The 7,083-nt window shown below is 41.7% G+C and carries 8 protein-coding genes and 1 tRNA gene; all 9 read left to right on the top strand.

The window, feature by feature from the left end:
- The first annotated feature begins 380 nt into the window (after positions 1–380).
- A complete protein-coding gene (locus H6G40_RS02910) occupies positions 381–896 on the top strand; it encodes a hypothetical protein (RefSeq protein ID WP_069475255.1) in 516 nt (171 codons plus the stop codon).
- A 90-nt stretch (positions 897–986) separates the two neighbouring features.
- Positions 987–1,472 (top strand): DUF29 domain-containing protein, encoded by a 486-nt coding sequence (locus H6G40_RS02905; RefSeq protein WP_002737591.1) that lies wholly within the window; start codon positions 987–989, stop codon positions 1,470–1,472.
- 106 nt (positions 1,473–1,578) lie between these two features.
- Positions 1,579–2,478 (top strand): lysophospholipid acyltransferase family protein, encoded by a 900-nt coding sequence (locus H6G40_RS02900; protein ID WP_069475256.1) that lies wholly within the window; start codon positions 1,579–1,581, stop codon positions 2,476–2,478.
- Between the two features lie 141 nt (positions 2,479–2,619).
- The gene (fabG, locus tag H6G40_RS02895; protein WP_069475273.1) at positions 2,620–3,396 is read left to right on the top strand and encodes a 3-oxoacyl-[acyl-carrier-protein] reductase; all 777 of its coding nucleotides are present in this window, start codon (positions 2,620–2,622) and stop codon (positions 3,394–3,396) included.
- Positions 3,397–3,615: 219 nt separating this feature from the next.
- Complete coding sequence (locus H6G40_RS02890) at positions 3,616–4,383, top strand: proteasome-type protease (RefSeq protein WP_002737281.1); 768 nt, start codon at positions 3,616–3,618, stop codon at positions 4,381–4,383.
- A 31-nt stretch (positions 4,384–4,414) separates the two neighbouring features.
- A complete protein-coding gene (locus tag H6G40_RS02885) occupies positions 4,415–5,152 on the top strand; it encodes a sulfite exporter TauE/SafE family protein (protein WP_002735178.1) in 738 nt (245 codons plus the stop codon).
- A 119-nt stretch (positions 5,153–5,271) separates the two neighbouring features.
- Entirely contained in the window at positions 5,272–5,691 is a 420-nt protein-coding gene (locus tag H6G40_RS02880; protein WP_002736380.1) for a tetratricopeptide repeat protein, read from the top strand.
- Positions 5,684–6,571 (top strand): M48 family metallopeptidase, encoded by an 888-nt coding sequence (locus H6G40_RS02875; RefSeq protein WP_002754507.1) that lies wholly within the window; start codon positions 5,684–5,686, stop codon positions 6,569–6,571. Before H6G40_RS02880 ends, H6G40_RS02875 begins: the two co-directional genes overlap by 8 nt.
- A tRNA-Leu gene (locus H6G40_RS02870) sits at positions 6,550–6,634 on the top strand. Before H6G40_RS02875 ends, H6G40_RS02870 begins: the two co-directional genes overlap by 22 nt.
- Positions 6,635–7,083 lie beyond the last annotated feature (449 nt).

Here is a 7,083-nt window from a genome sequence, read left to right as displayed (position 1 = left end):
AACTTTTTCTATATACATGGCTATCATTCTAGCAAATAGAGAGAATTCTTGTCCATTAAGAAATGTTACAAATTACATGGGTACATTAAGAAAAGTTAAGGGGCGTATCCATTGATGGATAAGGGTTTTCGGCTATTATAGTATATATGTATGGGGAAAGTTCAGTTATCTACAAGCATAGCATTTTCCAAAAGTGATAAAAGAAATGTAAAGTTATTTTATAGTAGTTGTCTTTGGTGTCTGTCTGTGTTACAATTACCACAGCTAGTGATTATTAACACTTAGCTGTAGATAAATCATCTTTTTTGAATTGAAATAACGGACTAACCGTGAAACTAATGAAAATTCAAAAAATTTTAAAAGGATCAATGTCGTAGACATTGATCCTTTTAAAAATCCCTTTAGCAACGACTCCTCTGCTCTTGTTCGGTAACAATGCTAAAGCTGAACCAATTAACCAGATTATTTTGGCTCAATCAAAACGGTGCTTGGAACCGGGAGAAAGAAAACAAATTACTTATCAAATTGAGGGGATCGAACGGGAAATAAAACAGCTAGAAGATAGAATAAAAGAACTGGAGAAGAAATTCTCGGACTGGCAGGAGGAGAGGAGGAGATTATATCCATTGTTTGTGCGTTATACAGTTGTATATCCTCGCGAAAACGGTGGAAGACGACATCCTAAAGACCAGGAAATAAAACGTGAGTATGAATATGCTGGACAACAGCTGATTTCAATCAATAAAAAGATGGACGAAATAAGTGCAAAAATATCGAAACTACAAAATACCATCTCATCCCTGCAACGATATCTGAACTTGCCTGACTGTGTCAAGAACCCTTGTCCTTGGAATGATATGGTATGTCAGAATTTGTATGGGGTGCCTGCGCGGTGATTTTTCCCGTGTCACTATCAAAATTAGGAGAAAGTGGCCTAATATATATATGAGGGTGCTTATTTCCTATTAAAAACCGCCAACAACCCAATGAAAACTTTAAATCAGAATCCCTGGCAAGTAGAGGGAGGAGAAACCCTGCCCCTACTTTACGAAATTGATCAACACCTTTGGTTAGAGGAAACAATAAAAATCCTCAAGGAAAATCGCTTAGATGAATTAGATGTAATCCATTTAATTGAGGAATTAGAAAGCTTGAGTAAAAGAGATAAAAACCGAGTCAGTAGCTTACTTGAACAAGTGATCAGGCATTTATTACTTTTACACTATTGGACAACAGAAGCAGAAATAAATCGGAATCATTGGCGAGCAGAAATTATCAGTTTTCGCACGCAATTAAGAAAATATTTAACGACGAATTTACAGAATTATTTAGCTGAGGAATTACCGATAATCTATCAGGATGCTTTCGATTATGTTCAACAAAAAACTGGTTTTTCTGGCGATTTTCCCTCAGAATGCCCTTACAGTTTAGAACAGTTATTAGATAAAAATTGGTTCAACTGTGAAGATTAGACATTAAAGATGATAGAATCATCAAGGAAAGCCGTTCTCAAACGATGGGGTTTTTAACCGAAATTTGCGATAATTAAGATGCGCTTAAATTATCAACTGGGCATCAATGCAGATTTTTAGTTCTTTTGTCTCATCTACGGCGACTTTTGCCGAATTATCCCTACAAGCAGCCAAGGCCCCTGTTGATACCCTCACTGGTTGGTCATTAGAGGATCGCGATCCGCAAGTGATCGAAAAATTTGTCCCCCTTCTGGATTGGTTTTATCACCATTATTTTCGCGTCGAAACCGATGGTTGGGAAAATATTCCCCCCTCAGGACAAGTATTATTCATCGGCTCCCATAACGGCGGTTTAGCGGCTCCCGATATGTTTATGATGATGTATGATTGGTTTCAACGCTTTGGCCGCGATCGCTTAGTCTATGGTTTGATGGATTCGCGAGTCTGGCGATTTTTTCCATCCCAAGCGCATCTAGTGGCCCAAATGGGAGCTATTCATGCTCATCCGAAAATGGCGATCGCTGCCTTGGATAGTGGCGCTAGTGTCCTAATTTATCCAGGAGGTGCTACGGATGTTTTCCGTCCCCACAGTTTAAGAAATAAAATTCATTTTGCCGGTAATCAAGCTTTTGTTAAACTAGCTTTACAGTACGAAGTGCCGATTATTCCCGCCATCTCCCACGGCGCTCACTCGACCCTGTTTGTCCTCGACGATATTTATCCTCAATTAAAAGAATTACATGAAAAGGGTATGCCTTGGCCTTTCGGTATTGACCCCGGGACCTGTCCCATCTATTTCGGTTTACCCTGGGGACTAGCTATCGGTCCCTTGCCGAATATTCCCTTACCCGTAGCGATACAGACGCGGGTTTGTCCCCCAATTATTTTTGAACGTTACGGCAAAAAAGCGGCCCGGGACCGCCGTTATGTACGCGAATGTTATGAGAAAGTCTGTTATTTGATGCAGCAACAACTCGATCAATTAGTGGCGGCCAATTCCCCCTGATACTATACAGGAAAGTGGGGACAGAGCGATCGCCATTGAGGATTGCTGCGGTCAGATTAACCCGCTTGTGAGATAATGAATTGTTTTGAGCAAAGTTATCAGTACAAAGTTTTCTCTTGAGATTTGACGATTATTTGGGGAATGCAGAAAATTATGAAACTATTACCCGCAGAATGCCAGCATTTACAAGACAAAGTAGCCATAGTAACCGGGGCCTCGCGAGGGATCGGTAAAGCGATCGCCTTGGAATTAGCCAGCCAGGGTGCTACTGTAGTGGTGAACTATGCTAAATCTAGCAGTGCTGCCGATGCCGTTGTCGAAGAAATTACCGCGGCCGGGGGAAAGGCAATAGCTATACAAGCAGATGTGGCTAAAAGCGAAGAAGTGGATAATTTAGTGGACAGTACCAAGCAAAAATTCGGTCATATTGATGTCTTAGTTAATAATGCCGGTATTGCCCGGGATACGCTAATGTTAAGAATGAAATTAGAAGACTGGCAAGCGGTCATCGATCTCAATTTAACCGGGGTTTTTCTCTGCACTCGCGCCGTCGGTAAATTGATGTTAAAACAGAAAAGCGGCCGCATAATTAACATCACTTCTGTATCTGGTTTGATGGGTAATCCTGGTCAATCTAATTACAGCGCCGCTAAAGCCGGTGTTATCGGTTTAACGAAAACTTTAGCCAAGGAATTTGCCAGTCGAGGCATCACTGTTAATGCCGTGGCCCCTGGCTTTATTGAAACTGATATGACTCATGACCTCAAAGCAGATGAAATTCTCAAATATATCCCCCTCTCCCGTTACGGAAAACCGGAAGAAGTCGCCGGCATGGTGCGTTTTTTAGCCGCAGATCCCGCCGCTATTTATATCACTGGTCAAGTCTTTAACGTCGATGGTGGTATGGTTATGGCTTAATTCAGTTATCAGTTATCAGTTATCAGTTATCAGTGATTAGTTATCAGTGATTAGTGATCAGATTAAAGTTTTAAGTTTTAAGTTTTAAGCTTTAAATGATATTATTCACCGCTCACTCTTCACTCTTCACTCTTCACTCTTCACTCTTCACTCTTCACCAATTACTGTTTACTGTTTACTAATTACTGATTACTGTTCACTAATTACTGACAACTGAAAATGACTTACTGTTTAGGAATTATCAATCGTTTTGGCATTGTTATGGGGGCGGATTCTCGCACGAATGCGGGAGTCGATTATATCTCGGCCTATCGGAAATTATTTGACTTTTCGGTGTCGGGAGAAAGGGTAATTATGGTCTGCACATCGGGGAATTTATCGATTAGCCAAGGCGTGATTCACGAACTAAAAAGAGATCTGCACAATCAAGAGGATAAAAGTCTCCATTCTCTGACTCATCTCTACGATATGGCCCACTATATCGGTGATAAAAGTCGTCAAGTACAAGCTAGGGAAAGGACTTGGCTAGAACAAGATAATATTGATTTCCAATGTAACTTTATTCTTGGGGGACAAATTAAAGGAGAAGACCCGCAATTATTCCTGATTTATTCCCAGGGAAATCATATTCAAGCCACCAAAGAAACGCCCTTTTTACAGATAGGTGAAACTAAATACGGTAAACCGATTCTCGATCGCACCATTACCTATGATACACCCCTAGAGGAAATGGCTAAATGTGCCTTACTTTCCATCGATTCGACCATGAAATCGAATATTTCTGTCGGACCGCCTATCTATTTGAGTATGTATGAAGCTAATAGCCTAAGCCTACGTCATAAGTTACAATTGCGTCTAGGAGATCCCTACCTAGCCAAAATGCGGAAACTCTGGGAGGATTACGTCCGGCAAGCTTTCGAGGCTATGCCGAATGTGGAATGGCATTATACTGATGAAGATCCCAAAGAAGATATCATAATAGATTAAGTAACTCTTTGTGAATTAACTTTACAACTCGATGATCATTGTTACCTTGATGTTGGCAGGTAGTCTAGCTTGGTTTTTTAGTACCCTTGCTGGTGGGGGCAGCCCCCTGATTCTACTCCCCGTTTTAGGTTGGTTTCTCGATGCTGCCGTCATTCCTCCGGTTTTGACCACGGGGATGCTAATCGGTAATGTCCAACGCATGGGAATGTATTGGCGCGCCATTGACTGGCCCTCGACGGTGTGGTATTTACCCGGGGCAATTATGGGATCTACCCTCGGCGCTTTTGTGTTTGCCCATTTACAATTCAAATGGTTGCCGCTAGTTTTGGGAATTTTTCTGGTTTTATCCTCGCTTAAACAATTATTTCCCCAACAAGAAAATCCTTTTTTTGAGATTAAAACTTGGTATTTTATGCCCTCGGGATTTATCTACGCTTTCCTGTCAGGATTAGTCGGTAGTACCGGCCCGATGATGAACCTATTTTATATTAACTATGGGCTAGTTAAAGAACCAATGGTGGCAACGAAATCCGTTCACATGGTCGTAGTTCATGTGGCCAAATTAATCGCCTACGCAGCCTTTGGAGTTTTACATCTGCCTTTTCTTGGTTACGGTTTACTGTTAGGATTAGCAGCCTGGCCAGGCAATTGGTTAGGACAAAAAGTTTTAGAAAAAATGAGTCCCCAGCAATTTAAACAAGCAGTGATGTTATTCGTTTCGATGAGTGGCCTATTGATGATCTGGCGAGAACGCGGCATCGTCTTTTAAAATTTTGCTGACAAGGGGACAAATTTTGCTAGAATACTAAATAAAGGCAAATTGTACTAAAACAGTGTAATACGCCGATCACCGTTAGATTTGCTCCTTGATTAACCCCCTAGCTGAAAATGACAGAAATCGCCAATTTTACCCTCGAACAAGGTTTAGAACGCTACCAACAGGGAGAAAACGCTGCCAGTTTATTGCCCGAATTTAAAGAATTAAGCGATCGCAGTCCTAAAAATGCCGCCGTTTGGTCCTGTTTAGCTTGGTTATATATGCTCACCGATAAACCGGAATTAGCCCTAAAAGCCGCCCAAAAAGCCGTTAAACTCGATAAAGTTTCCCCCCAAAACCGGATCAATTTGGTTTTAGCTATGTTAGAAACCAAAACCGCCGGAGTTAGGGAACATATCGAACTGGTGCAACAATTAGTTAGTTTAAACAAAGAAGTTCGCCAAGAAGTGGATGAAAATATCGCCGATGGTTTAGCTAGAAAACCCGATTGGAAAAGTTTAGAACGCGTCAAAGTTTGGTTAAATGAATAAGAATATGGAATTATCAAAACAGTTATTACTAGGCTTAAAAGCCAATGATTTTCGGCATCCCATCGACCTAGAGGCGACTAACTCCCTTAAACAATTGCCTGGGTTAGATATAGCCGTAAGAAGTTTATTAGGTTCCGTTGCTGAGGAATTCTTTTACTTAAATAATATTGCTGCTAGTGTTTTGGTGGGAGAAAAACAATTACCCGACCTGCATAATCTCCTCCTAGAAGCTTGCCGAGTTCTCGACTTAGAACCACCTCAATTATACATTCAACAAAACCCCGTTCCTAACGCTTATACCTTCGCCATGCGCGGCAAAAAACCGTTTATGGTGATGCACACTTCCCTAATTGAAATGCTGACTCCCGCAGAAATTCAAGCGGTAATCGCCCACGAATTAGGTCATCTCAAGTGTGAACACGGCGTTTATCTGACTTTAGCCAATATTATGGTCCTAGCGGCGGGATTGCTGCCCAATTGGGGGACAATGTTAGCACGATCCCTACAGGAGAGAATGTTAGCATGGGTGCGCTGCGCCGAGTTTAGTTGCGATCGATCCGCTTTATTGGCAGTTCAAGACCCAAAAATCGTCATGTCGGTGTTAATGAAGTTAGCCGGAGGTTCCCCCAGTCTCGCACCTTTATTAAATTTAGAGGCTTTTATCGATCAGGCCAAGTCCTACGATGCCGTCAGCGCCTCGGAAATGGGCGAAATGTTAAAGGGTTTGCAAACCCAACAGTTAACCCATCCCCTCCCCGTCCTGCGTGCGCGAGAAATCGATCGTTGGGCCAGTTCCCCCGATTATCACAATTTGTTAAAGGGGCCAAAAATGGGTTATAATGATAAAACTAATGCCAAGGGCGAATGGCGAAATTGGTAGACGCACCACACTCAAAATGTGGCGAGGCAGCCCCTCATGTCGGTTCGAGTCCGACTCCGCCCATTAAAATGACAAAAACCAAGCATAAGAATTTATGGTGCGTTACCGCAATTCTAACCTAGTGTCAGCATTCTTCCCTCGCTTTTAGCGATGGCATGAATGATGATCAGTATATAGACAATTCCCGAAAGCTGTGTTGTAATATCGGCATCCTGATTTGGAGAATAATCGATGTCAGAATACTCAAAACCTTTCGACAACATAAAAAAGACTAAACTGTTTAAGGATAATCAAGCTGGGGCAAGAGTAGGGCTGGCTGGTGGAGCTTGAGCAGCTATAGCCTTAGCAGGAATGTTACCATTTACAGCCCCTGTCTTAACTTTTTGCGGGCTTGGCGGGATGCTGGCTGGAATGATGACAGAACGCAGTATAAAAAAGGAGTTGACAAAATTACTGGTAAAAATAAATAATCCCATCAGACAAAATAAATAAAATTTTGGGATAATTAGGGA

Source organism: Microcystis viridis FACHB-1342 (genome assembly GCF_014698335.1).
GTDB classification, from domain to species: domain Bacteria; phylum Cyanobacteriota; class Cyanobacteriia; order Cyanobacteriales; family Microcystaceae; genus Microcystis; species Microcystis ichthyoblabe_A.
Note: the sequence above shows the minus strand (reverse complement) of the source record. Positions and strands in the feature narration are given on the sequence as shown.

Coding starts and splice junctions, on each gene's coding strand:
- H6G40_RS02905 (WP_002737591.1), top strand. CDS start 987: ATGAAAACTTTAAATCAGAATCCCTGGCAAGTAGAGGGAGGAGAAACC.
- H6G40_RS02900 (WP_069475256.1), top strand. CDS start 1,579: ATGCAGATTTTTAGTTCTTTTGTCTCATCTACGGCGACTTTTGCCGAA.
- fabG (WP_069475273.1), top strand. CDS start 2,620: ATGCAGAAAATTATGAAACTATTACCCGCAGAATGCCAGCATTTACAA.
- H6G40_RS02890 (WP_002737281.1), top strand. CDS start 3,616: ATGACTTACTGTTTAGGAATTATCAATCGTTTTGGCATTGTTATGGGG.
- H6G40_RS02885 (WP_002735178.1), top strand. CDS start 4,415: ATGATCATTGTTACCTTGATGTTGGCAGGTAGTCTAGCTTGGTTTTTT.
- H6G40_RS02880 (WP_002736380.1), top strand. CDS start 5,272: ATGACAGAAATCGCCAATTTTACCCTCGAACAAGGTTTAGAACGCTAC.
- H6G40_RS02875 (WP_002754507.1), top strand. CDS start 5,684: ATGAATAAGAATATGGAATTATCAAAACAGTTATTACTAGGCTTAAAA.